We start from the raw sequence: 24,083 nt of genomic DNA on the forward strand, positions 1-24,083 counted from the left end.
GATAAGCAATGTGAGGATATGCCATGAAGCTGAGTCGACGCGACTTTATGAAGGCCAATGCGGTGGCAGCTGCCGCTGCCGTGGCCGGTGTCAGTGCCCCCACGCTGGCAGCCAATCTCATCACCAGTACCGACAAGACTGCCATCCATTGGGATAAGGCTCCCTGCCGCTTCTGCGGTACCGGCTGCTCCGTGCTGGTGGGCTCTCAGGATGGTCGGGTCGTGGCGACTCAGGGCGACCCCGATGCGCCGGTCAACCGTGGCCTCAACTGCATCAAGGGTTACTTCCTCTCCAAAATCATGTATGGCCAGGATCGCCTGACCCAGCCGATGCTGCGGATGAAGAACGGCCAGTTCGACAAGGATGGCGACTTCGCCCCCATCAGCTGGGATCAGGCGTTCGACATCATGGCCGAGAAGTTCAAGGCGACCCTGAAAGAGAAGGGGCCGACCGCCGTTGGCATGTTCGGCTCCGGCCAGTGGACCGTCTGGGAAGGCTACGCTGCCGCCAAGCTGATGAAGGCCGGTTTCCGCTCCAACAACATTGACCCCAATGCCCGTCACTGCATGGCCTCTGCGGTCGTCGGCTTCATGCGTACCTTCGGCATGGACGAACCGATGGGCTGCTACGACGATATCGAGCAGGCCGATGCGTTCGTGCTGTGGGGCTCCAACATGGCCGAGATGCACCCCATCCTCTGGTCGCGGATGTCCGATCGCCGTCTCTCCAACCCGGATGTGCAGGTGCACGTGCTCTCTACCTTCGAGCACCGCAGCTTCGAGCTGGCGGACAACGGCATGGTGTTCACCCCGCAGACCGATCTGGCGATCCTCAACTATGTCGCCAACTACATCATCCAGAATGACAAGGTGAACTGGGACTTCGTCAACAAGCACACAGTGTTCAAGAAGGGGGTCACCGACATCGGTTACGGCCTGCGCCCGACCGATCCGCTGCAGCAGAAAGCAAAGAACCCGGACAGCGGCGATGCCACTCCGATGACCTTCGAGGAGTTTGCCAAGTTCGTGGCGGATTACGATGTGGAGTCGGTCTCCAAGCTCTCCGGCGTCTCAAAAGAGAAGCTGGAAAAGCTGGCCAAGCTCTATGCCGACCCGGGCAAGAAGGTGGTCTCTTACTGGACCATGGGCTTCAACCAGCATACCCGTGGCGTCTGGGCCAACAACCTCTGCTACAACATCCACCTGCTGACCGGCAAGATCTCCGAGCCGGGTAATGGTCCTTTCTCACTGACCGGCCAGCCCTCTGCCTGTGGCACCGCGCGTGAAGTGGGTACCTTTGCCCACCGTCTGCCTGCCGACATGGTGGTGACCGAGCCCAAGCACCGCGCCATTGCCGAGCAGATCTGGAAACTGCCGGAGGGGACCATTCCCGACAAGGTGGGTTTCCACGCCGTGCTGCAAGACCGCATGCTCAAAGATGGCAAGCTCAACGCTTACTGGGTGATGTGCAACAACAACATGCAGGCCGGCCCCAATATGAATACCGATCGCCTGCCTGGCTATCGCGATCCGCGCAACTTCATCGTGGTCTCAGATCCGTACCCGACAGTCACTGCCCAGGCCGCTGACCTCATCCTCCCCACCGCCATGTGGGTGGAGAAAGAGGGGGCCTACGGCAACGCCGAGCGCCGCACCCAGTTCTGGCACCAGCAGGTGAAAGCGCCGGAAGGGGCCAAGTCCGACTTGTGGCAGCTGATGGAGTTCTCCAAGCGCTTCAAGGTGGAAGAGGTGTGGCCGGCAGAACTCATCGCCAAGATGCCGGAAGTGAAGGGCAAGACCCTGTTCGACGTGCTCTATGCCAACGGTCAGGTCAACCAGTTCCCGAAAGAGCAGAGCAAAGGGCTGCTGAACGACGAGGCCGAGCACTTCGGTTTTTACGTCCAGAAGGGTCTGTTCGAAGAGTACGCCACCTTCGGTCGTGGCCATGGCCACGATCTGGCGCCGTTCGATCAGTACCACGAAGCGCGCGGTCTGCGCTGGCCGGTGGTGGATGGCAAAGAGACCCTGTGGCGCTATCGCGAAGGGTTTGACCCGTACGTGAAAGCGGGCGAGGGGGTGCGCTTCTATGGCAAACCCGATGGCAAGGCGGTCATCTTCGCCCTGCCGTTCGAGCCCGCCGCCGAGTCGCCGGATAAAGAGTACGACCTGTGGCTCTCCACTGGTCGCGTGCTGGAGCACTGGCACACCGGCACCATGACCCGTCGGGTGCCCGAGCTCTATCGCGCCTTCCCGGATGCAGTGCTCTTCATGCACCCGGACGATGCCAAAGCCCGTGGCGTGCGCCGTGGTGAAGAGGTGATTGTCTCCTCCCGCCGTGGCGAGGTGAAGACCCGGGTCGAGACCCGCGGTCGTAACCGTCCGCCCAAGGGACTGGTCTTCATGCCCTTCTTTGATGCGAGCCAGCTGGTCAACAAGCTGACCCTAGACGCCACCGATCCGCTCTCCAAAGAGACGGATTACAAGAAGTGCGCCGTCAAGGTGATGAAGGCCTGAGGCGGGGAGTCTAGATGAGTCGTAGTCGTCGCCAGTTTCTGGCCGACATGGCCTCTCTGGCAAAAGGGGCCTGCGGTGTGGGCCTGCTTGGCGTGGGGCTCGGCGGCATGGCACGCCAGCAGGTGCATGCAGTGCCGGCTCAGGCGCTGCGTCCCCCTGCTGCCCTCGAGGAAGCTGAGTTCCTCGGCGCCTGCGTGCGCTGCGGACTCTGCGTCGAGGCGTGCCCCTACGACACGCTCAAGTTGGCCCGGCTTTTTGAGCCGGTGACCACGGGGACTCCCTACTTCAAGGCGCGCGCCGTGCCCTGCGAGATGTGTGATGACATCCCTTGCGTGGTGGCCTGCCCGAGCGGGGCGCTGGATCAGCAGATGACCGACATCGATCAGGCCCGGATGGGGGTAGCAGTGCTCATCGATCACGAGACCTGTCTCAACTATCTGGGGCTGCGCTGCGATGTCTGTTATCGGGTCTGCCCGCTGATTGACAAGGCGATCACTCTTGAGCTGCAGCATAACCAGCGTACCGGCAAACACGCCATGTTCCTGCCCACGGTGCACAGCGATATTTGTACCGGCTGTGGCAAGTGCGAGCACGCCTGCGTGCTGGAGGAGGCGGCCATCAAGGTGGTGCCACGCCAGCTCGCCAAGGGGGAGCTGGGTCATCACTACCGGCTCGGCTGGGAAGAGAAGGCCAAGGCGGGGAACAAGTCGCTCATCGGCGACAGACTCACCCTGCCCACCCGCAAACCGGAGGGGTTATGAGTCGTTATCCGGGGGAAGAGGCTCGCATCAAGCTGGGGTGGTGGCGCGCCCACCGCTTCCTGCTGTTGCGTCGGCTGAGTCAGTTCAGTGTGCTCGGGCTGTTTTTGCTGGGGCCGCTGGCGGGCATCTGGATCCTCAAGGGCAACCTCTCCAGCTCGCTGTTGCTGGAGACGGTGCCGCTGACCGATCCCCTCACGCTGTTGCAGTCGCTGGCGGCGGGTCACTGGCCCATCACCACTCTCTGGCTGGGGGCTGCCATTGTGCTGGCCGGTTACTGGCTGGTTGGGGGGCGAGTGTTCTGCTCCTGGGTCTGTCCGGTCAACCTCATCACGGATGCGGCGGCCTGGCTCAGGGGGCGACTTGGTCTCAAGGGCAATGGTCAGTTCAGCCGTGCGACCCGCTACTGGCTGCTGGCCATGGTGCTGGTGGTGCCAGCGGTGGTCGGCGTGATGGCGTGGGAGCTGGTCAATCCGGTGTCGCTCGCCATGCGCGGTCTGCTGTTTGGCATGGGGGCGGGCTGGGCTCTGCTGGCGGCGCTATTCCTGTTCGATCTCTTCGTGGTTGAGCGGGGCTGGTGCGGTCATCTCTGTCCGGTGGGGGCCTTCTATGCCTTGGTCAACCGGGTCGGATTTATCAAGATTTCTGCCAAGGGGCGCGAGCGGTGCAACAACTGCATGGATTGTTATGCGGTCTGCCCGGAGCGTCCCATCCTGCGCGGGCCTGTTCACGGTGCCAAGCGCGGTCACGGGCCCTTGATTGCGGCTCAGGAGTGTACCAACTGTGGCCGCTGCATCGATGTCTGCGCGGAACAAGTTTTTGAAATCACTGTAGGTTTTGCCGTCAAGGCAGAAAAAACGTCGGAGAACAAATAATGAAAAAGCTGATTGGAGCAATGCTGGCCTGCCTGATGGCGGGATCCTTGATGGCAGCGGCACCCGAGATCACCAACAGTACCGGTGGCCTCAAGTCCGAGCGTGGCGCCACCGATCTGGTGACCGATGCCACCGCCGCGCCCCTGAAAAACTTCCGCAAGGATGGCGCGCCCTACGATCGCCAGTACATGCATCAGCCGCCGCTGATCCCCCACGACATTCGCAACTATGAGGTGGACACCAAGGTCAACAAGTGCCTGGCTTGCCACAGCTTCAAGAATGCCAGCGCCATGAAGGCCCCCAAGATCAGTCCGACTCACTTCGAGACCCGCGACGGCCTGACCCTGGGTGAAGTGTCGCCGCGTCGCTACTTCTGCCTGCAGTGCCATGTACCGCAAGCGGATGCCAAGCCGCTGGTGGAAAATACCTTTAAACCGGTTGAAGCGCTGAACTGAGGAATCCATAGATGAAATTACCCGGCTTTATCCAGCGTCTGTGGACCACCTTCAAGTCACCATCGAAGGCGGCTCTCTGGGTCATCCTGCTGATGGGCTTCTTCGGTGGCGTGATTTTCTGGGGTGGCTTCAACACCGCCATGGAAGCATCCAACACCGAGGCCTTCTGCACCAGCTGTCACGAGATGAAGGACAACGTGTTCGAGGAGTATCGCGATACCATCCACTACGCCAACCGCTCCGGTGTGCGGGCCAGCTGCCCGGATTGTCACGTACCCCATGAGTGGACCTACAAGATCATCCGCAAGGTGCAGGCTTCCAAGGAGCTGTGGGGCATGATCACCGGCAAGGTGGATACCCGCGAGAAGTTCGAGTCGCACCGGCGCGAGATGGCGGAGCGGGAGTGGCAACGAATGAAAGAGACCGATTCGCGCGAGTGCCGCAACTGCCACAACTTCGAGTATATGGACTTCTCCCTGCAGGGGCAGCGTGCCGCCAAGATGCACTCTACCAATCTGGCCAGTGGTGAAAGTACCTGCATCGACTGTCACAAGGGGATCGCTCATCAGCTGCCCGACATGACCGGGGTGAAAGGGTTCTGATCCTGCGACGACAGGCCGGGTTTACCCGGCCTGCGTTTTGTTCATATATGGGACAAGCATCAGATTTGTGTGTCTTTTAAATCCCATATCTCGTGAAACCTTTGATAGAATCAGCCCGCCGTCACACGCTTGAGCAAGTTGGTCACCCCTGTCTGCGTCCGTTTTTGCGCCCTGACAGCTGGCCTCTCATACCCCTTCTCTTCCTGCCTCGTTGACGGCCCATAGCCACAAGGAGCTGCCCGATGGGACAGAAACACAACGCATTTATTCCCCTCAAGATCGCCGTGCTGACGGTTTCCGACAGCCGCACCGCCGCCGATGACAGCTCGGGCGACTATCTGGTCTCGGCCCTTACTGACGCGGGCCATCAGTTGGCCGATCGGGCGCTCTGCCCAGACAACCTGTTTCGCATCCGCGCGCGGGTGAGCGAGTGGATCGCCGATGAGGGGGTGCAGGTGGTACTGATTAACGGCGGTACCGGCTTCAACGAACAGAACCGGGTACCGGAAGCGGTCGGTGTGCTGTTCGAGCGCACCGTACAGGGTTTTGGCGAGATGTTCCGTCAACTCTCTTTTGCCGAGATTAAAGGCTCCGCCATGCAGAGCCGTGCGCTGGCGGGACTCGCCAATCGCACCCTGATCTGCTGTCTGCCGGGCTCCACCGGCGCCTGCCAGCTGGGTTGGGAGCAACTGATCCGCGATCAGCTCGATGCCCGCACCAAGCCGTGCAACTTTGTCTCCCACCTCTGAGAGCAAACGATGAACCAGACCGATCCCAAGCAGACCCAGCCCAACCTGACGCATCTGAACCAGAGCGGTGAAGCCCATATGGTGGATGTAACCGACAAGCAGGTGACCGAGCGCGAAGCCCGTGCCGAAGCGTTTGTTGCCATGGCCCCCGAGACCCTGGCGCTGATCCTGAGCGGCCAGCACCACAAGGGTGACGTGTTCGCCACCGCCCGCATCGCCGGCATCATGGCCGCCAAGAAGACCGCCGATCTCATCCCCCTCTGCCATCCGCTGGCCTTGACCAAAGTCGAGGTGGAGATAGTGCCGCTGGCCGAGCAGAATCGTGTGCATATTCGCACCCTCTGCAAGCTCTCCGGCAAGACCGGGGTAGAGATGGAGGCGCTGACGGCGGCATCGGTGGCGGCGCTGACCATCTATGACATGTGCAAGGCGGTACAAAAGGACATGGTGATCGAACAGGTGCGGCTGGTAGAGAAAAAGGGCGGCAAGTCCGGCCATTTTCAGCTGGGGTCAAATAGCGGGGGGCAAGCATGATCAAGGTACTGTTTTTTGCGCAAGTAAGAGAGCTGGTGGCCTGCGATGAGCTGAGCCTGCCGTGCGACTACGCCACCGCCGAACAACTGCGCGCGGCGCTCTGTGAGCGTGGCGACAAGTGGGCGCTGGCGCTGGAAGCAGGCAAGCTCTTGGTCGCGGTCAATCAGACCTTGTTGCCCCTCGATACCCCCATCAATGATGGCGATGAGGTGGCCTTCTTCCCGCCGGTGACCGGAGGTTAAGGATGAGCGAGGCAACCATGACCGATCGCATTATGGTCCAGCGGGAGGATTTCTCGCTGGCGGACGAATATGCCCGTCTCGCCACCCGCCCCGACAGTGGCGCCATCGTCACCTTCGTTGGCAAGGTGCGCGACTTCAATCAGGGGGAGGAGGTGAAGGGGTTGGCCCTCGAGCACTACCCCGGCATGACCGAGAAGGCGCTGGCCGATATTGTGCAGGAGGCCCGCCGCCGCTGGCCGCTGCAGGAGTGTACCCTCATTCATCGTATCGGCGAGCTGTGGCTTGGCGATCAGATTGTGCTGGTGGCGGTGAGCAGTGCCCACCGCGACGCCGCCTTTGATGCCTGTCACTTCATCATGGATTTCTTGAAAACCCGGGCGCCGTTCTGGAAAAAAGAGCTGACCGCCGAGGGTGTGCAACGCTGGGTCGAGGCCAAGGAGAGCGACAACGCCGCCGCTGCCCGCTGGCAAGCCTGACCTGTTCATCACGAGGGGCGCAGGTTCAACGGGAACCACGGCCCCGCCAAGGGGCGCGGATGTGCGGGCCCCATCAGGAGAAAGGGAATGAAACCGCTGTTATCTGTTGTCATCGCAGGCGTCTGCGCCGCCACCTTGCATACCGGTGCCGTGCAGGCCGATGAAGTGAAAGTGGCTGTGGCTGCCAACTTCAAGGGAACCATAGATCGTATTGGCAAGGAGTTTACCGCCAAGACCGGCCACACCCTGGCCATCTCGTCTGCCGCCACCGGAGTGCTCTACACCCAGATCAGTCACGGCGCACCGTTCGATCTCTTCCTCTCCGCCGATGCGGCGACCCCCGAGAAGCTGGAAAAAGAGGGCAAGGGGAGCGATCGCTTCACCTACGCCATCGGCCAGCTGGGGCTGTGGAAGAAGGGGGGGCCGGCCCCTGACGAGGCGACCCTGCGTAGCTGGAAAGGCAACCTCGCCATCGCCAATGCCCGCACAGCTCCCTATGGTGCAGCCGCCATGGCGACCCTCACCCATCTCAAGATCGATACCAAGCAGTACCGGTTGCTGACCGGCGCCAACATCGGCCAGACCTGGCAATTTGTCGACACTGGCAATGCCGAGCTGGGCTTTGTCGCCTGGGCCAATCTGGTTGAGGCGGGCAAGACTGGTGAAGCCTGGGCAGTGCCTGCGAGCTTCTATCCCCCCATCGAGCAGCAGGGGCTGGTATTGAAGAAAGGTGCCGCGGTCGAGGCGCTGGTGGCCTGGCTCAAGGGGCCGGGTCAGGCGCAGATCAAGGCAGCTGGTTATGCCTTGCCCCAATAAGGGGATGGGCCTGATGCGATACCCTGAGTGGTCGGCCTTCGGGTCGGCCACTCTTTGCAATAAGGAGCGATACCATGCCGTTGGGGGCATTTATCAACCGGGAGGTCGGCAATGAGTGAAGGGGATCTGCTGGCGGTCTGGCTCACCCTGAAGCTTGCGGCCTGCACCACAGCGATTTTGCTGTTGCTGGCACCGCCGCTGGCCTGGTGGCTGTCGCGCAGTCAGAACCGGCTGCGACCGCTGGTTGAGGCCTTGGTGGCACTGCCGTTGGTGCTGCCTCCCACGGTACTGGGTTTTTATCTGCTGCTCGCCTTCTCCCCCGAATATGGTTTCGGCGCCTGGTGGCGCGACACCTTTGGCGCCCCGCTCGCCTTCAGCTTTCTCGGCCTGCTGTTTGCCTCCATCCTCTATTCGCTGCCGTTTGTGGTGCAGCCGCTCACCTCCGCCTTCGTCAACATGGGCAACAAGGAGCTGGAAGCTGCTGCGACTCTGGGGCTCGGCCCGCTGGAGCGCTTCTTCCACATTATCTTGCCGATGACTCTGCCCAGCTTCGTAATGGCGGCAGCCCTCGGCTTTGCCCATACATTGGGGGAGTTTGGCGTGGTGCTGATGATTGGCGGCAATATCCCCGGCGAGACCCAGGTGCTCTCCATCGCCCTGTTTGATCATGTGGAGGCGATGGACTATCAGAACGCCCATATTCTGGCGGGCGGCCTGATGGCCTTCTCGCTGGTGATGCTGGTGCTGGTCTACGGGGTGCTGCAGCGCCGACAGCGGAGAGTGTTCGGATGAACCTACCCGCTACTATGCCGCCTGTGAACGTGCCGCACCGCCATGCCCTGAGCCTCAATGCTCGGCGCGAGTTTGGCCCCTTTACCCTCGATTGCGCACTGACCCTCGAACTGGGGGGGATCCTCGGCCTGTTCGGCCCCTCCGGCTGCGGCAAGAGCACCCTGCTGCGCATCATCGCCGGGCTCGATCGCCAAAACGGGGATCGCTTATGGTGGCGCGAGCGGGAGTGCGCAGCTCTGCTGCCCGAAGCGCGCCGGTTCGGGCTGGTGTTTCAGGACTCGCGCCTCTTCCCCCATCTGACGGTGCTCGGCAATCTGCAACTGGCGGCCCGCAAGGGGCGAGGGCGCTGGCAGCCCGAGGCGCTGGCGGCGCGACTGGGTTTTGCCGATCTGCTGGGGCAGCCTGCCCATGCCCTCTCTGGCGGTCAACGCCAGCGGGTAGCGCTGGGGCGGGCGCTGCTGGCCGAGCCTGATCTGCTGCTGCTCGATGAACCTTTCTCGGCGCTCGATCGGCGCAGCCGCATCCATCAGGCCCACGTGCTCAAGAGGTTGCAGCAGGAGAGCGGCATCCCGATGATCTTCGTCAGTCACGCCATGGAGGAGGTGAGTTTGCTCTGCGATCAGCTGGTGCTGCTGGAAGGTGGCAGGGTAGAGGCGCAAGGCAGGCCGAGCGAGATTTTCGCCCGCACTGATCTCTCGCTCGCCAGCCGTGACGATGCCGGGGTGATGCTGGATGCGACCTTGGCCCACTACGATGACGACGAGCAGATGGCGACCCTGCAACTCGGCGAGCAGCAGCTGCGGGTCACCATGACCCATGTGCCGGACGAGAGTGGCCCCTTGCAGATCAAGGTGGCGGGGCGCGATGTGGTGATCGCCACCGCCCCCATCGAGCACTCCAGCCTTTCCAACTGTCTCGTCACCCGTCTGCTGGCGGTGCGCGAGGTGCGCCCCGGCCAGACCCTGTTGCAGCTGGCGCTGGGTGAGCAGATACTGCTGGCCCGGATCACCAGCCGCTCCGCCAGGCGGCTGGTGCTGGCGCCGGAGCAGCAGATCTACGCTTATATCAAGGCGGTGAGTCTGGTCAGCGAAGGCTGATTGGGCGCCGTGCTGATAACGTGGCAGGATGGCCACAGGCAACATAACAACAAGAGATGGTTCAGGTGATGAGTCGAGAGGCAATACACTGATGCGCCGCAATCAGGTGATGAAATTCAACGGCCTTGCCCTGCGCAGTGCGGGGGAGGGCCCCTTGCTGTTGCTGCTGCACGGGCTGGGCTCCTCCAGCCTCGACTGGCAGGCGCAGATCGAACGGTTTTCCGAACACTACCGGGTGGTAGCGCTGGACTTGCGCGGCCACGGCCAGAGCATGCAGGAGGGGCCGTTCGATGTGGCGACCCTGGCAGCCGATGTGGTGAACTGGCTCGATGCACAGCCAGAACCCGCCTGGGTCGTGGGATTGTCGCTGGGGGCCATGGTCGCGCTGGAGCTGGCGCTGCAACTGCCCCACAAGGTGCAGGGACTGGTGCTGGTCAACGGTTTTAGCGAGTTTCTGCTGGAGACCCCCAAAGAGCAGGAGCGTTACGCCCAGCGCCTCAAGTGGCTGCGCTGGTTTGGCATGCGCCCGCTCGCCTGGTGGCTGGGACGCGAGCTCTTCCCGGGCCCGGATCTGGCGCAGGTGCGCCATACCTTCCGGCTGCGTTTCGTGCGCAATAAAAAGAAAACCTACAAGGCGCTGCTGGAGGCGCTACCGGGCTGGTCGGTACGTGCCCGGCTCGGCGCCATCTGGCAGCCGGTGGCCATCATCTCCACCAGTCACGACTACCTGCCGCTGGCCAAACGGGTAGAGCAGTTTGCCGCCCTGCCCAACGCCACCATCCACACCCCCAACGGTCACCACGCCTGGCCCGCGGAAGATCCCTCGGGCTTTAATCACCTGTTGCAACGGATCCTCACGACCCATTGAGGAAGGGGTTGTTAGGTGCAGGTACCAAAAAGCCGAACCACAGGGTTCGGCTTTTTTGATCCCGTTTGCGTCAAGGATGGGAGCAGACGGGGCAGTCGGGGCGCTTGGGCAGCTTCATCTCGCGGAAAGTGCCGCTTAGGCTGTCGATCATCAGCAGACGGCCGCTGTAGCTTTTGCCCATGCCTGCCAAGAGTTTGATAGCTTCCAGTGCTTGCAGGCTGCCCACCAGCCCCACCACGGGAGCGAGCACTCCCGCCTCGACACAGGTGAGGGCCTGCTCGCCAAACAGGGCGCTGAGGCAGGCGTAGCAGGGCTCATCTTCCTGCCAGGTGAAGCTGCACAGCTGTCCCTCCAGCCGGATGGCGGCGCCGCTGACCAGTGGCACGCCATGCTGGCGTGCCTTTTGGTTGAGCAGGTTGCGAATGGCCAGGTTGTCAGTGCAATCCAATACCAGCTGGTGTTGGGGCAACAGGGTATCGAGCAGCGCCTCATCGGCCACGGCAGCGTGGGTCTCGACGTTGAGCCAGGGATTGAGGGCTCGCAGCGACTGGGCGGCAGAGTCCACCTTGTAGTGGCCAATGCGCTCATCGTTGTGCAACACCTGACGCTGCAGATTGGATAGCTCCACCTTGTCGAAATCGACCAGGGTGAGCTGGCCAACTCCGGCTACCGCCAGATACTGGCTGGCGGCGCAACCAAGGCCACCGGCACCGATCACCAGCACACGGGCCTGTTTGAGCGCCTCCTGCCCCTCGAAGTCGAAGGATTTGAGGATGATCTGGCGGTTGTAACGCAGCAGTTCGGCGTCGCTCAGGATCTCGCTCACAGCAGCAATCCCCCGAAGGGTTCGACGGTGACCGTCTCGCCCGCGGCGACGCGGCCCCGTTCCCGTTCAAGAACGATGTAGCAGTTGGCTCGCGACAGGGAGCTGAACACGGCGGAGTCCTGCGAGCCAGTGCTGCGCACCTCGAGGCCGTTTGGCCCTTGGCTCATGATGCCGCGCTGGAAGTCGAGTCGGCCCGGGCTCTTTTTGAGTGGCTCGGCCGCAATGGCTTGCAGCTGGAGCGGGCGCTCGAAGTGCTGGCCCGCCAGCTTGGCCAGCGCCGGTTGCACCAGCTGATCGAAGGTGACCATGGCGGAGACGGGGTTGCCCGGCAGGCCGAAGAACCAGGCGTGGGGCAGGCGGCCGAAGGCAAATGGCTTGCCCGGCTTGATGGCCAGCTTCCAGAAGCCAATCTCGCCGAGCTCGTCCAGCAGTTGTTTGGTGAAATCCGCTTCCCCTACCGAGACACCGCCGGTGGTGATGAGTACATCGGCCTCTTCATCGGCGCGGATAAAGGCGGCGCGCAGCTGGGCCGGATCGTCGGGGATGATGCCAAGGTCGAGGCAGTCGCAGCCCATGCGCGCCAGCATGGCCCGCACGCCATAGCGGTTGGAGTCATAGATATCGCCGTGGGCGAGCGGGGTACCGACCGGTTTGAGCTCATCGCCGGTGCTGAAGATGGCCACTTTCAGCGGTCGGCGTACCGGCACGGTCGCGATGCCGAGGGAGGCCAGCAGTGGCATTTCGCGCGGGGTGAGGCGAGTACCGGCTGGCAGCACGCAGGCGCCCTTGCCGATATCGCTGCCGGCGCGGCGGATATTCTGGCCCGGTTCGGGTTGTGCCAGAAAAGTGATCCGATCGCCGTCGGCCTGCGTTTCTTCCTGCATCACCACCGCATCTGTGCCTGCGGGAACCGGGGCGCCGGTCATGATCCGCACGCAGTGGCCGGCGGGCCACTCGCCCTGATAGGGCTGACCGGCAAACGCCTTGCCCGCCATGATGAGCGGGGTGCCGCTGGCGAGATCCGAAAGGCGCACGGCGTAACCGTCCATAGCGGAGTTGTCGAAGGGGGGCACGGCGAGGGGAGAGGCGATGTCGCTGGCAAGAACCCGGCCAAGGGCCTCTGGCAGGGGCAGTTGCTCGCTGTCGCAGCAGCAGGCGAGTTGTTCCAGCATCCCTTGCAGGGCATCGCTTAAGGGGAGTAGTCCGCTGGTATCAAATCCCATCGTCATGACCTCTTTCTATGATTGAAGGCGGGATTATCACAAAAATCCCCGGGGATGGGCAGGTTATCTCAAGGATTCTCGGGGTAATCGGCGCTGAAACGGGGTGAGATGGCCATAAAGTATGAGGTGACGCACAAGTTGACTTGAATCTTGGCGGCAATGGCCGTTTACTATGCCGCCATAACAGATGGCCGTCACATCCCGAGTGGGGGCCATTACAGCGATACCGTCGGCCCTGTACGCCGCCACAACATAAGGGGTTGCTTGATGAGCTGCCCTCACAGTCCCTGAGCGTGGGAGAGAAGATAATGACAACCTTAAGTCCGGAAGCCTTGCTGGTCAGGGCTGCCCTCGAAGCCCAGGGACTGGAAACCCCCCTGGTCACCAACGAGCTGAACAGCCAGCAGAAGCGGGAGAAGATCGAAGGCCATATGCGCTCCATCATGGAGACGCTGGGGCTGGATCTGGCCGATGACAGTCTGGCCGAGACACCGCACCGCATCGCCAAGATGTACGTCAACGAGATCTTCTCAGGCCTCGATTATTCCACCTTCCCCAAGGTGACGGTGATCGAGAACAAGATGCAGGTGGACGAAATGATCATGGTGCGGGACATCAGCCTCACCAGCACCTGCGAACACCACTTCGTCACCATCGACGGCATGGCCCATGTGGCCTATATCCCTCGCGGCAAGGTGATTGGCCTGTCGAAGATCAACCGTATCGTGCAGTTCTTCGCCCGTCGTCCCCAGGTGCAGGAGAGACTGACCCAGCAGATCCTGCTGGCGCTGCAGACCCTGCTCGGTACCAAGGACGTGGCCATCAGCATCCGGGCGACCCACTACTGCGTCAAGGCGCGCGGGGTGATGGATTCGACTTCCTATACCACCACCACCTCCCTCGGCGGGGTGTTCAAGACCCAGCCCGATACCCGGGCCGAATTTCTGGGCGGCCTGCGTGGATAAGATGGCGGTTGTTTTGTAACCGCCACGCTGAATAAACGAGACGCCAGCAGCCATTGCTGGCGTTTTTCATTGGTTCCGGATCAGAGTGGTGGCCTGCAACGGCTTGGCCCGTGCGGCTTGCCTTATGCAAACGTTATGTATTTTTTCGATTTATTCATCTGAGCAGTATATTTAATCGAGCACGATAAATCCCTCGTTTTCACCTTACAAAAAGTAACCGGACAGACTCTTTCCGAACCATCACAATCCGGTTACTCTAGCGCCCCCTCACGGCTCTCGCTGCCGCTCATGGAATTCAGAGATATTCATCAAGGTTGGATGGTGCGCCACTGAACAGGTGGCCAGATAGTTCATGCCAGGAGGACGTGAACCGGACGAGTGCTACGAATTTAACGACCACCAGGATATCCCATGAATACCAGTACCATGACCATAGGTAAAAAACTCACCGCCGGCTTTGCCGTGCTCGGTTTGATGGTCGCCTTTATCGGCGGTTTTGCCCTTGTCCAGTTTGGCAACATGAATGATGTTGCCATCCGGTTTACCGACAGCATCTTGCCAGCGGTCAATCGCACCAGCGCGATCGGGGATTCTCTCGGTGAGCTGCGTCGTTATGAGCTGGGTTATTTCGTGGTGGCCGCCGAGCCGCTGAAAAGGGCTGAATATCGGAATATTGCCAGTCAACAGCTTAACTCGATCGCGCAGCAGCTGATTGCCCATGACAAGACGATCTGGCCTGAGGATGTGGCGGAGCGCCGTACCTTCGATACGGTGAAATCTGACTGGGATCGTTACGTCGCCCTGCACCAGCGAGTCAAACAACTGCAAGACAGCGATCAGCTTGCCGAAGCCCAACGCATCTTCCTTGAGGAGGGGGTTCCCCTTTATACCGCGCTGAGCAAGTCAGTGGCCTCCCTGATCCAGATTAACCATGGTTATGCGTCTGAATCCCGCAGTGACATTGTCGCCTCTTACCAATCCGCCAACCTGAGCGTCACCATCGCACTGGTGCTCGGTCTGATCCTTGTGGTGGTGCTCTCCGTGGTACTGACCCGCCAAATTCGCGACCCGCTGATCATGCTGGCCCGTCAGGCCCAGCGCATTGCCAATGGCGATCTGGGGCAGGGCGAACTGCAGCAGTGGATCCGTGACAGCCGCTTCAACCGCGACGAACTGGGTCAGCTGGGCTCCGCCATCAACCGGATGCAGGGTTCCCTCTCCGATCTAGTGAGCGAGATCGCCGGCTCCGTGAGCCAACTCAGCAGCGCAGTGGAGGAGGTGAGCGCCATCTCCAGCCAGTCTGCCAGCGGCATGGCCATCCAGCAGAACGAAGTCTCCCAGGTGGCGACCGCCATGAACGAGATGCAGTCCACCGTCAACGAAGTGGCCCGCAACACCACGGATGCCATGAGCGCCGCCAAGGATGCCTCGCGCACCTCTGCTGCTGGCAGCGAAGTGGTACGCAGCTCCATTGCCAGCATCGAAGAGGTGTCGGTCAAGATTGAACAGGCGGGCACAGTGGTGCAGCAGCTGGAGGCCGATAGCGCCAATATCAGCGTGGTGCTGGATGTGATCCGCGATATCGCCGGTCAGACCAACCTGCTGGCCCTTAACGCTGCCATCGAAGCGGCCCGTGCCGGTGAGCAGGGCCGTGGTTTTGCGGTCGTTGCGGATGAAGTGCGTTCATTGGCCCAGCGTACCCAGGACTCCACCGCCGAGATCAGCAAGATGATCGAGCTGCTGCAGAGCCGCGCCGCCGAGGCGGGCAACGCCATGCAGCTGAGCCGTCACCAGATGCAGGAGAGTGTCGGTCTGGCACGGGATGCCGGTACCAGTATCGAGACCATCAACGGTGCCGTGGTGCGCATCACCGACATGAACACTTTGATCGCCACCGCCACCGAAGAGCAGAACGCGGTGACCGAAGAGCTCAACCGCAGCATCGTCAACATTCACAATGCCGCTGACGAGAATGCCCAGGGCGCTCATCAGATCGCCCAGGCTTGCGTCGAGCTGAGCAAGCTGGCCAACACCCTGCACCATATGACCCAGCGCTTCACCCTCTAAGGGTTGATGCATGGATAACAGAAGGCCCCGCAATTGGCGGGGCCTTGTTGTTTCTGGCGTTGTGGAAGGGCTCAGCTCAGGCCGACTATCTCGCCGTTCTCATCGATATCGATATGGCGATAGGCCGGCAGGCTGCCAAGGCCCGGCATGGTCATGATGGGGCCCGCCAGTGCATAGACGAAGCCGGCACCGGCGCAGAGCTTCACCTCGTCGATGGGCACCTCGAAATCGGTCGGCACCCCTTTGAGGGCGGGGTCATGGCTGATGGAGAGCGGCGTCTTGGCCACGCAGATGGGCAAGTGATCCCATCCTTCGGCGGAGAGCTGTGCCAGCTGCTGGCGCGCTCTGTCGGAGAGCTGCACTCCGCGGCCGCCGTAGCCGCACTCCACCAGGGTCGTCAGTTTGGCGTCGAGGCTCGCCTCGTCGGGGTAGAGCAGTTTCACCTTGCCGGGTTGCTCGCAGGCGGCCACCACGGCGCGGGCCAGCTCGCTGGCACCGGCACCACCCTGAGTGAAGGAGTTGGATATGGCCGCGCCACAGGCACCGGCTTGCTGCGCTTCATGGGCCAGCAGCGCCAGTTCGGCCTCGCTGTCGGTGGGGAAGCGGTTGATGGCGACCACCACCGGCACCCCGTAGCGGCGGGCGTTCCGGATATGCCAAGCGAGGTTGGCGCAGCCCTGCTTGAGGGTCGGCAGATCTTCCCCTTGCAGGCTGGCTGGCAGCGGCTGGCCCGGGCGGATATCGAGCAGGCCGCTGTTGGCCTTGAGGCCGCGCACCGTTGCCACCAGCACCACGCAGGCGGGGGTAATACCGGATTGGCGGCTCTTGATGTTGAAGAACTTCTCCAGCCCCATGTCGGAGCCAAAACCCGCCTCGGTCACCACATAGTCGGTCAGGCCAAGGGCGATGCGATCGGCGATCACCGAGGAGTTGCCGTGGGCGATATTGGCAAAGGGGCCAGCGTGCACCAGCACCGGCGTCTGCTCGGTGGTTTGCATCAGGGTCGGCTGCAGCGCGTCTTTCAGCAGCACCGTCATGGCGCCCGCCACTTCCAGCTGTTCGGCGGTAATGGGCTTGCCGTGGATATCGCGGGCCAGCTGGATGCGGCCGATGCGCTGGCGCAGGTCTTTCAGATCGCTTGCCAGCGCCAGAATGGCCATCAGCTCGGAGGCGGCGGTGATGACGAAGCGATCGCCGCGTTCCACCCCATCGGCTGCCCCACCCTGACCGATGGTGAGGTGGCGCAAGGCGCGATCATTCATGTCGAGGGTGCGCGGCCAGAGGATGTTATCGGCATCGATATCGAGCCGCGGCAGGCCGGTTTTGGCGGTGAACTGGTCGCCGAGTTTACGCTCATGGAACAGGCGGGCATCGAGGGCTGCAGCCGCCAGATTGTGAGCCGCCGTCAGAGCGTGAAAATCGCCGGTAAGGTGGAGGTTCATCTCCTCCATCGGCACCACCTGGGCGTGGCCGCCACCGGCAGCGCCCCCCTTGACCCCGAATACCGGGCCGAGGCTCGGCTGGCGGATGGTTGCGATGCTGTGCTGGCCGATATGGTTGAGCCCCATGGAGAGGCCAAGGGTGGTCACCGTTTTCCCTTCACCGAGCGGGGTAGGGGTGATGGCGCTCACCAGTACCAGCTTGCCGCGCTGTTTGGGCTGAGACGTGAGCAGGTCGAGGCTGAGCTTGCCTTTGTAGTGACCATGGGGGCTGAGCAGGTGCTGGGGGATGGCGAGGCGTTCTGCCAGCGCGTGGATTGAGAGACGGGGGGACTGGCGGGAGATCTCGATATCGCTTAGCATCAGCACCTCGTTGGCATATCGGGGTAAAATATGCGGCGCAGTCTAGTGGAATATAACGGGTAATCCAATGACGAAAACGATTTTATTTGGTGGGGGTGAGGTTCGTCAGAATCCTGTTCGGCTGGATCTCAACGCACTCTATCATCCCCCCAAGCAGCCGATGACGGCGCTGGGGATTGTCAGCGCGCTGGTGCCGTTGTTCGGTTTCGGCTGGCAGGCGATGACCCAGGACCCCGAAACCCAGCTGCGCCACGAGATCCGTAAACGGGTTAACAAGCACAAGACCGACGAGGCAAACCTCATTTTGATCCTGCAGCTGGCCGCCATGTTTGACTGCCCCGAGATTGAAGTGGCGCTCCCCTATGCCCTCAGTGAGCAGCAGTTGTCCGTTGTCCGCACCCGACTGCCACGCTGGCAGTTAAGCCTCGAGCAGGAGCGTCTGCTGGCGAAGCTGGTACCTGCCGCGGCCCCTGGCCAGCGCTAGGTTTCAAGCCGGGTCAGCAGGCCGGACAGTCAGGCCGTACCCTCTGCTCTGGCAATCATGCCGGTTTATCCCACTGCTGCGGGGCGAGATAGCGCTCCTGCACGAACTCGATAAAGCAGCGCACCTTGGCCGAGACGAAGCGGCGGTGCGGATAGACCGCATAAAGTCCCACCTCTCCCTTGTCCCACTCTGGCAGCAGGCTGACCAGCTGTCCTGACCGCAGCGCCTCCCCCACGATAAAGGTGGGCTGCAATATGATGCCCTGGTCATCACAAGCGGCGCGGGTCAGCGCCACCCCGTTGTTGGCCCGCAGCGGCCCCTGTGGCCGGATGCTCTGCTGCTCGCTTCCCCGTTTGAAGTGCCACTCCGGCTGGGTCAGGGTGTAGATCAGACAGTCGTGCTGCTTGAGATCCTCGGGCTTTTCCGGTCTGCCCTTGCGTGCCAGATAGGCGGGGCTGGCGCAAAGCTCGACCCGAATGGTGGCAAGCTGGCGCGCCACCAGCGAGGAGTCGCTGAGGTGGCCGATGCGCAGCGCCAGATCGAACCCCTCTTCCACCAGTGCGACCCGCCGGTCGCTGTACTCGATATCGAGCTTGAGATCGGGAAAGCGCTGGCGAAACAGCGGCAGGGCGGGGGAGAGGTGCAGATAGCCAAAATCCATCGGCACCGAGAGCTTGAGGGTGCCGTTCGGCTGCTGGTTGTGGTGGGTCAGCTGGCTGTGGGTCTCTTCCAGCTCCGCCAGCAGGGCGAGGGATCGCTGGTAGTAGAACTGGCCCGCTTCGGTGGGATTGACCTGACGGGTGGTGCGCGACAGCAGCCGGGTGGCGAGGGACTCCTCCAGCTGCTGCATTAGCTTGGAGGCCATGGCGACCGAGATGCCGAGCTGGTTGGCGGCCTTGGTAAAGCTCTGGCACTCCACCACCTTGATAAAGGTGCGCATGGCGGCGATCTGGTCCATTTTCCATCCTCAGTAAATAATGAATTTAATAAATCACTGATTATTCATCTTCAGAACGAGGTTAGCATTTTAACCACTGATGTGAACCCCAAGATGAAGGAACGAACGGATGAAAATGACCAAGGCTCTGCTGGCCTCCTGCCTGTTTATGGCTACCCCTCTGATGGCGGCGGATTACGACGTGGATGCGGCGCACACCACGGTGCAGTTCAAGGTGGGTCACCTGGGCTTCTCCGAGCTGGTAGGTCGCTTCAACACCTTCAGTGGCACCTTCAGCATGGATGACGCCAACCCGGCGGCCGCCAAGGCGAGCTTTGAAGTGGATGCCGCCAGCGTCGACTCCAATCACGAGGCCCGCGACAAGCACCTGCGCAGCCCGGACTTCCTCGACGTGAAACAATATCCCAAGATGACCTTCGTCAGCTCCGCTTACGAGGGCACCAAGGATAAAGGCGTGCTGAAAGGGACCCTGACCCTGCACGGCGTCTCCAAGGAAGTGGCCTTCGATCTGGTCAAGATCGGTGAGGGCAAGGATCCCTGGGGCGGCTACCGCAGCGGCTTCAACGCCTCCACCACCATCAAGCGCAGTGACTTTGGCGTGAGCTACATGCTGCCCGGCATTCCGGACGAGATGAACATCAACCTGTTTGTCGAAGGCGTGCGCAAGTAATGGGCGCGGAACTTCTGCTGCAAACCCTGGCGGCTCCTCTGGGAGCCGCTTTGCTATCGTGGCGCTGGCCACGACTGGGGTATCTGTGGGGCGCGCTGGCGCTCTGGCTGGTGGGATCCTGGCTTGGCGGTCTCTATGGCATGCCGGAAAAGGCGTGGCAGTGGCTGCCGCTGATCCTGCTGGTCCCCGCCATCGCGGCTCAGGTGAGCGATCTGCGCGGTTCGCTGCTGCTTTTTGCCGTGTTCAGTGCGCTGGTGTGGTGGCAGGGATTGGCCTCGGTACTGGTAAGCGAACCCGGGATCTGGCTGGCGCTACTGCCCGCCATCCTCTGGTTTGGCTGGAACACCTTGCGCTGTGATAGCCGCGAGGGGCTCGGGTTTGCTCTCGGCTTTATCTGGCTGGCGCTGGTGATCGGTATCGATGGCAGCCTGCTGATTGCCCAGCTGGCCGGTGCTCTGGCCGCTTTCGCCGGTTTTCGCGCCCTGCTTGCCACCTTTGTTGACATCAAGGTAGCACCCGCCGGTCTGGCGCTGGCCCTCGCCTTCGTCCAGATGCTGGCCTGGCAATATGTGGAGGTGCCGCTGGTGGTGTTGCTGCCGGTCTGGTTGCTGCCGCTGCTGGAGTGGGCGTTACGTGACACACCCTGGCCAGTGCGTTGGGGTGGGCTGATCCTGCTCGCTGCCGCGGGAACTGGGCTCAGCCTGTGGTGGGTGTGGCCTGCTGCTTCTTTGTACTGATTTTTGCATGAAAAACAGGCAATTACAGTCATTTTTGCATACTCGCTCATACTCTTGGCAGATAATGATTGAGCCCCCTATGTGTTTCAGATAAAAAGGATTTTCATTTTATTTGGACACACACAGAACCCGGCCGCGCCGGGTTCTGTTTGCCTGCTTTGCGGCACATAAGGAGGCCACAGTTGCGCAGTCAAGGATCTGAGCATCTGTTTTTTCGCCATTTCACCGGACAGGGACGTATCGACGGTCTCTGCATTTTGCTGGTCACTCACCTGCTTCCCGATCGCCCGCGTTTTATCGACGCTCTCGGTCAGATTGGACGGATTGGTGCCATTTTGCCCAAACCGAAATCGGTACACGGTCCGACCCTGGAGTGGGTATCACAACACTATCCGGTGCTGCCCCTCAACCGACGCTGGACCAATGAACCCGACAGCATCATCCAGCAGATTGCGCCGCTGGTGGCCCCTCACGAGCGGTTGCTGATCCTCGATATTGGCGGTTACTTTGCCAAAACCCAGGTGATCTTGAGTGAATATTTCGGCCCCCGTTTCCTCGGGGTGGTGGAGATGACCGAGAACGGCCATCAACGCTATGAGCACGAGGTGCTGGCGACTCCGGTGGTGTCGGTGGCACGCAGTCCCCTCAAGCAGGCCGAGGATATCCAGATTGGTTTGAGCGTGGTCTACTCCGCGGAGTCGCTGGCCCGCAACCTCAACCGTACTTTCAACGTCTGCGAGGCGGCGCTGTTTGGCTATGGCAAGGTGGGGCGCAGCATCGCCCGCGACCTGCGCTGTCGCAACCTCCATCTCGGGCTGGTGGAGACCGATGTGCTGCGACAGGTCGAAGCGCTCTCTCACGGTTTTCGTCTGATCACCAAGGCCGAGGCGTTGAGCCGCGCCGAGCTGGTGATCTGCTCTACCGGCAACGGCTCGCTGGATTTGGCGGATCTACAGGCGCTGCGCCCCGGCACCATGGTGGCCTCGGTCACCTCGGCCGACGACGAGTTTGCCTTCTCGCTGGCCCAGTTGCCGTGGCCGAGCGAAGAGGTGTGCCCCCATGTGCTGGCCCTCAACCGGCCGGATGGCACCCAGATCTACCTGCTCAACCGGGGTGAGGCGGTCAACTTCGTCCATGGCGCCGTGATTGGCGAATATGTCTATCTGGTGCTGGCGGAGATCATGGAAGGGATCCGGATGCTGGCGGCAGGCCCTCTTGCTCCCGGCCTGTTCGAGCTGCCAGAATCGGCGATGCGTACCATTGCCCGCCATTGGCTGGCCGATTTTCATGGGGTTGATCAGCACTGATTTGACCAAACCGGGATCGGCCATTGAGCGGCGGTACGCCACTTCCCGCCATTGGGCGCTTTTTTATGGAGTCACTCATGACCGAGTCTGAAACCCTGATCAGCAAACCCCGCATCGAAATCCGCTACTGCACCCTCTGTCGCTGGATGCTGCGCGCCGCCTGGCTGGCGCAGGAGCTGCTCTCCACCTTTGACAGCGATCTGGGGGAGGTGGCGCTGGTGCCGGCCAGCAAGGGGGAGTTCCGCATTCTGGTGAACGGGGTGCAGGTGTGGGATCGGGTGGTCGATGACGGCTTCCCCGAGGCCAAGGAGATCAAGCAGCGGGTGCGCGATGTTATCGCCCCTGATCGGGATCTCGGCCACTCGGATCGCAAGGCGGCCGAGTAACGCCAGATGGGCCGAGCGCCTCGAAAAGGTGCTGAGCATGAGAGCGAAAGGAGAGGGAGGCGATGGCCTCTCTCTCCTTTTTTGCCTTTGGCTGTTTGCCTGCCGCCTGCAGGGCTATGAGCGCGGCTCGGCCAGATGACTGCCGATATAGCGGGCCCGCTTGTGGGGCTTGATGCGGCTCACATCCACCCACACCAGCCCGTCGATGCAGTGGTTGAAGTCGGGGTCGATGCCAAAGTCCATAAACTGCACTCCGCCCGGTTCGCACAGCTCGGAATACTGCTTGTAGAGGGTGGGGATGGCGCAGCCCAGATTGTCGAGGCGGGCCTTGAGTGCTTTGAGGTCGGCGCCGTAATCCACCCCCTCGAACAGAGGTTGCGTCTCGGGGTAGGGACGGCGGGAGGGGGCCAGCGCCAGCTCGGGGGCAAAGTGCTGGCGGTAGAAGCTCACCAGCAGATCCTTGGCCGCCGGCGGCAGGCTGCCGGAGAGCGACACCGGGCCAAACAGGTAGCGGTAGCGGGGATAGCGGGCCAGATAGGCACCGATGCCGAACCAGAGATAATCGAGCCCCCGCTTGCCCCAGTAGGCGGGCTGGATAAAGCTGCGGCCAAGCTCGATGGCCTGCTCCAGCCGGGGCAGCAACTTATCCTCGAAGCCGAACAGGGTGTGGCTGTAGAGGCCATCCTTCCCCTTGCTGGCCAGCAGCTCCGCCACAGGGGCGAACCGGTAGGCACCGATAATATCGAGCCGGGCTGGATCCCAGAGGATCAGGTGGTGATAGTCGTTGTCAAAGCCATCGAGATCCCGCCGCTTGCCGGATCCTTCCCCCACAGCGCGAAAGGCGATCTCCCGCAGTCGCCCCAGCTCGCGCAGGATCACCGAGTGACTCAGTTCATGGCGGCGGTAGAGGTAGATCCCCTGACCATCCGGGGTGGTGCCGAGCTGTTCGCAGCTTTCGATGGCCTGTTTGAGCTGGCGGCGATCCTCCGGCAGGGCGATGGGGGCCTCGGTCTGCAGGCGCCCCGCCTTGCCACGGCCAATCCGGTAGAGGTGGTTGCGCACCAGCCGCGCCGCCGTCTTGGCGGGCAGCTCCTGAAAACTGCCGAGTGGAATGCGTGCCCCTATGGTCACCGGCAGGGTCTGCCCCTGCTGGCGAAACAGCTGGCGTACCAGCAACAGAGCGGAGGCGGGCTTGTTGAGCCAGGAGGCGAGATAGAACCAGAGGCTGTTGCGCCCCCCCAGATGGATGGGCACCAGCGGGGTGCGGGTGCGCTGGGCCAGTTTGATAAAGCCTGCCTGCCAGGGGCCATCTTTCACCCCCTTGAGGCCAAGCCGCGAGACTTCGCCTGCGGGGAAGATCACCAGTGCCCCTTCATGGGCGAGGTGTTCATTCATAGCGAGGATGGCCTGTCGATCGGTCTTGCCCTCCATATTGTCTACCGGCAATAGCAGAGGGCGCAGCGGCGCGAGCTGGGCCAGCAGCTGGTTGGCGACGATCTTCACATCGGGGCGGATGCGGCCGAGCAGTTGCAGCAGCGCCAGTCCATCCAGCGAGCCGATGGGATGGTTGGCAACAAGAATGACCCGGCCACTGGCGGGAATATGCTCCAGTTGCGCCTCGCTGACCCGATAGTCGAAATCGAGCTGGGTCAGCGCCTGCTCGACAAAGTCGAGGCCGCGCAGGTGCGGGTAGCGGGTGGCAAAGTCGGCAAAGGCACGTTCGTTGAGCAGCCAGCCCAACAGCCGCTTTAACAGCGGGGTGAGCAGGGGGTAGCCAAGCAGGCGGGGGAAGTGCTGGGTCAGCAGGGTATCGATAGTGAACATCTGGAGGGCTCCGGCGATCCGTTGCTCCCAGCATGATCTGGCACTGTTCCCGCGACA

General features: G+C 61.9%; 25 protein-coding genes. 20 read left to right on the plus strand and 5 right to left on the minus strand.

Annotation, left to right across the window (positions count from 1 at the left end; all coding sequences use genetic code 11):
- Nucleotides 1–23: 23 nt before the first annotated feature.
- From napA to I6L41_RS02410, 13 genes are all read left to right on the plus strand, one after another.
- Nucleotides 24–2,513 (plus strand): nitrate reductase catalytic subunit NapA, encoded by a 2,490-nt coding sequence (napA, locus tag I6L41_RS02350; RefSeq protein ID WP_088869498.1) that lies wholly within the window; start codon nucleotides 24–26, stop codon nucleotides 2,511–2,513.
- Nucleotides 2,514–2,527: 14 nt separating this feature from the next.
- Nucleotides 2,528–3,274 (plus strand): ferredoxin-type protein NapG, encoded by a 747-nt coding sequence (napG, locus tag I6L41_RS02355; protein WP_216961751.1) that lies wholly within the window; start codon nucleotides 2,528–2,530, stop codon nucleotides 3,272–3,274.
- A complete protein-coding gene (gene napH, locus I6L41_RS02360; protein ID WP_216961754.1) occupies nucleotides 3,271–4,146 on the plus strand; it encodes a quinol dehydrogenase ferredoxin subunit NapH in 876 nt (291 codons plus the stop codon). The genes napG and napH overlap by 4 nt, the downstream gene beginning before the upstream one ends.
- Entirely contained in the window at nucleotides 4,146–4,601 is a 456-nt protein-coding gene (locus I6L41_RS02365) for a nitrate reductase cytochrome c-type subunit (protein ID WP_005334452.1), read from the plus strand. The genes napH and I6L41_RS02365 overlap by 1 nt, the downstream gene beginning before the upstream one ends.
- Nucleotides 4,602–4,612: 11 nt before the next feature.
- Nucleotides 4,613–5,203 (plus strand): cytochrome c3 family protein, encoded by a 591-nt coding sequence (locus tag I6L41_RS02370; protein ID WP_005353459.1) that lies wholly within the window; start codon nucleotides 4,613–4,615, stop codon nucleotides 5,201–5,203.
- Nucleotides 5,204–5,445: 242 nt separating this feature from the next.
- Nucleotides 5,446–5,952, plus strand: a complete 507-nt coding sequence (moaB, locus tag I6L41_RS02375; RefSeq protein WP_005344126.1) for a molybdenum cofactor biosynthesis protein B — start codon at nucleotides 5,446–5,448, stop codon at nucleotides 5,950–5,952.
- A gap of 9 nt (nucleotides 5,953–5,961) precedes the next feature.
- A complete protein-coding gene (gene moaC / locus I6L41_RS02380; RefSeq protein ID WP_216961756.1) occupies nucleotides 5,962–6,486 on the plus strand; it encodes a cyclic pyranopterin monophosphate synthase MoaC in 525 nt (174 codons plus the stop codon).
- A complete protein-coding gene (gene moaD, locus I6L41_RS02385) occupies nucleotides 6,483–6,728 on the plus strand; it encodes a molybdopterin synthase sulfur carrier subunit (RefSeq protein ID WP_216961760.1) in 246 nt (81 codons plus the stop codon). Before moaC ends, moaD begins: the two co-directional genes overlap by 4 nt.
- 2 nt (nucleotides 6,729–6,730) lie before the next feature.
- Nucleotides 6,731–7,204 carry a molybdopterin synthase catalytic subunit MoaE gene (gene moaE, locus I6L41_RS02390; RefSeq protein WP_139407100.1) on the plus strand — a complete coding sequence of 158 codons (474 nt, stop codon included), beginning with the start codon at nucleotides 6,731–6,733 and terminating at the stop codon, nucleotides 7,202–7,204.
- An 87-nt stretch (nucleotides 7,205–7,291) separates the two neighbouring features.
- Complete coding sequence (modA, locus tag I6L41_RS02395) at nucleotides 7,292–8,020, plus strand: molybdate ABC transporter substrate-binding protein (RefSeq protein ID WP_120415738.1); 729 nt, start codon at nucleotides 7,292–7,294, stop codon at nucleotides 8,018–8,020.
- A gap of 111 nt (nucleotides 8,021–8,131) precedes the next feature.
- Nucleotides 8,132–8,812, plus strand: coding sequence for a molybdate ABC transporter permease subunit (gene modB, locus I6L41_RS02400; protein ID WP_005361814.1), 681 nt, complete (start codon nucleotides 8,132–8,134; stop codon nucleotides 8,810–8,812).
- Nucleotides 8,809–9,909, plus strand: a complete 1,101-nt coding sequence (gene modC / locus I6L41_RS02405; RefSeq protein WP_216961762.1) for a molybdenum ABC transporter ATP-binding protein — start codon at nucleotides 8,809–8,811, stop codon at nucleotides 9,907–9,909. Before modB ends, modC begins: the two co-directional genes overlap by 4 nt.
- Nucleotides 9,910–10,000: 91 nt before the next feature.
- Nucleotides 10,001–10,777, plus strand: a complete 777-nt coding sequence (locus I6L41_RS02410) for an alpha/beta fold hydrolase (protein WP_005344135.1) — start codon at nucleotides 10,001–10,003, stop codon at nucleotides 10,775–10,777.
- A gap of 70 nt (nucleotides 10,778–10,847) precedes the next feature.
- Here the strand turns inward: I6L41_RS02410 and moeB are convergent, their stop codons facing one another.
- Together moeB and moeA are read right to left on the minus strand one after the other, a co-directional pair.
- Nucleotides 10,848–11,603, minus strand: a complete 756-nt coding sequence (moeB, locus tag I6L41_RS02415; protein WP_216961767.1) for a molybdopterin-synthase adenylyltransferase MoeB — start codon at nucleotides 11,601–11,603, stop codon at nucleotides 10,848–10,850.
- On the minus strand, nucleotides 11,600–12,826 hold the full coding sequence (gene moeA, locus I6L41_RS02420; protein ID WP_302054530.1) for a molybdopterin molybdotransferase MoeA: 1,227 nt from the start codon (nucleotides 12,824–12,826) through the stop codon (nucleotides 11,600–11,602). The genes moeB and moeA overlap by 4 nt, the downstream gene beginning before the upstream one ends.
- A gap of 308 nt (nucleotides 12,827–13,134) precedes the next feature.
- On the opposite strand from moeA, the gene folE reads away from it, so the two are divergent.
- Together folE and I6L41_RS02430 are read left to right on the plus strand one after the other, a co-directional pair.
- A complete protein-coding gene (folE, locus tag I6L41_RS02425) occupies nucleotides 13,135–13,791 on the plus strand; it encodes a GTP cyclohydrolase I FolE (RefSeq protein WP_158112399.1) in 657 nt (218 codons plus the stop codon).
- Nucleotides 13,792–14,202: 411 nt separating this feature from the next.
- Complete coding sequence (locus I6L41_RS02430) at nucleotides 14,203–15,858, plus strand: methyl-accepting chemotaxis protein (protein ID WP_216961774.1); 1,656 nt, start codon at nucleotides 14,203–14,205, stop codon at nucleotides 15,856–15,858.
- 71 nt (nucleotides 15,859–15,929) lie between these two features.
- Here I6L41_RS02430 and I6L41_RS02435 read toward each other — a convergent pair whose 3' ends face one another.
- Nucleotides 15,930–17,660 carry a formate--tetrahydrofolate ligase gene (locus I6L41_RS02435; RefSeq protein WP_216961777.1) on the minus strand — a complete coding sequence of 577 codons (1,731 nt, stop codon included), beginning with the start codon at nucleotides 17,658–17,660 and terminating at the stop codon, nucleotides 15,930–15,932.
- A gap of 67 nt (nucleotides 17,661–17,727) precedes the next feature.
- On the opposite strand from I6L41_RS02435, the gene I6L41_RS02440 reads away from it, so the two are divergent.
- Nucleotides 17,728–18,144, plus strand: coding sequence for a hypothetical protein (locus I6L41_RS02440; protein ID WP_216961780.1), 417 nt, complete (start codon nucleotides 17,728–17,730; stop codon nucleotides 18,142–18,144).
- Nucleotides 18,145–18,199: 55 nt separating this feature from the next.
- Here the strand turns inward: I6L41_RS02440 and I6L41_RS02445 are convergent, their stop codons facing one another.
- Nucleotides 18,200–19,102 carry a LysR family transcriptional regulator gene (locus tag I6L41_RS02445; RefSeq protein ID WP_064339757.1) on the minus strand — a complete coding sequence of 301 codons (903 nt, stop codon included), beginning with the start codon at nucleotides 19,100–19,102 and terminating at the stop codon, nucleotides 18,200–18,202.
- A 109-nt stretch (nucleotides 19,103–19,211) separates the two neighbouring features.
- Here I6L41_RS02445 and I6L41_RS02450 point away from each other — a divergent pair, with 109 nt between their 5' ends.
- The 4 genes from I6L41_RS02450 to I6L41_RS02465 all read left to right on the plus strand — a co-directional run bounded on the left by I6L41_RS02450 (nucleotide 19,212) and on the right by I6L41_RS02465 (nucleotide 22,202).
- Nucleotides 19,212–19,772, plus strand: coding sequence for a YceI family protein (locus tag I6L41_RS02450; protein WP_005334411.1), 561 nt, complete (start codon nucleotides 19,212–19,214; stop codon nucleotides 19,770–19,772).
- Nucleotides 19,772–20,509, plus strand: a complete 738-nt coding sequence (locus tag I6L41_RS02455; protein ID WP_216961783.1) for a hypothetical protein — start codon at nucleotides 19,772–19,774, stop codon at nucleotides 20,507–20,509. Before I6L41_RS02450 ends, I6L41_RS02455 begins: the two co-directional genes overlap by 1 nt.
- Before the next feature lie 182 nt (nucleotides 20,510–20,691).
- Nucleotides 20,692–21,816: an adenosylhomocysteinase gene (locus I6L41_RS02460; protein ID WP_216961786.1), complete on the plus strand. Its 1,125-nt coding sequence runs from the start codon at nucleotides 20,692–20,694 to the stop codon at nucleotides 21,814–21,816.
- 77 nt (nucleotides 21,817–21,893) lie between these two features.
- Nucleotides 21,894–22,202 carry a SelT/SelW/SelH family protein gene (locus tag I6L41_RS02465; protein WP_101316976.1) on the plus strand — a complete coding sequence of 103 codons (309 nt, stop codon included), beginning with the start codon at nucleotides 21,894–21,896 and terminating at the stop codon, nucleotides 22,200–22,202.
- 114 nt (nucleotides 22,203–22,316) lie between these two features.
- On the opposite strand, the gene I6L41_RS02470 is transcribed toward I6L41_RS02465, so the two are convergent.
- Nucleotides 22,317–24,026 (minus strand): lysophospholipid acyltransferase family protein, encoded by a 1,710-nt coding sequence (locus tag I6L41_RS02470; RefSeq protein ID WP_216961788.1) that lies wholly within the window; start codon nucleotides 24,024–24,026, stop codon nucleotides 22,317–22,319.
- Nucleotides 24,027–24,083: the final 57 nt, after the last annotated feature.

The sequence above is a fragment of the Aeromonas sp. FDAARGOS 1411 genome, from assembly GCF_019047125.1.
Classification (GTDB): Bacteria; Pseudomonadota; Gammaproteobacteria; order Enterobacterales; family Aeromonadaceae; genus Aeromonas; species Aeromonas veronii.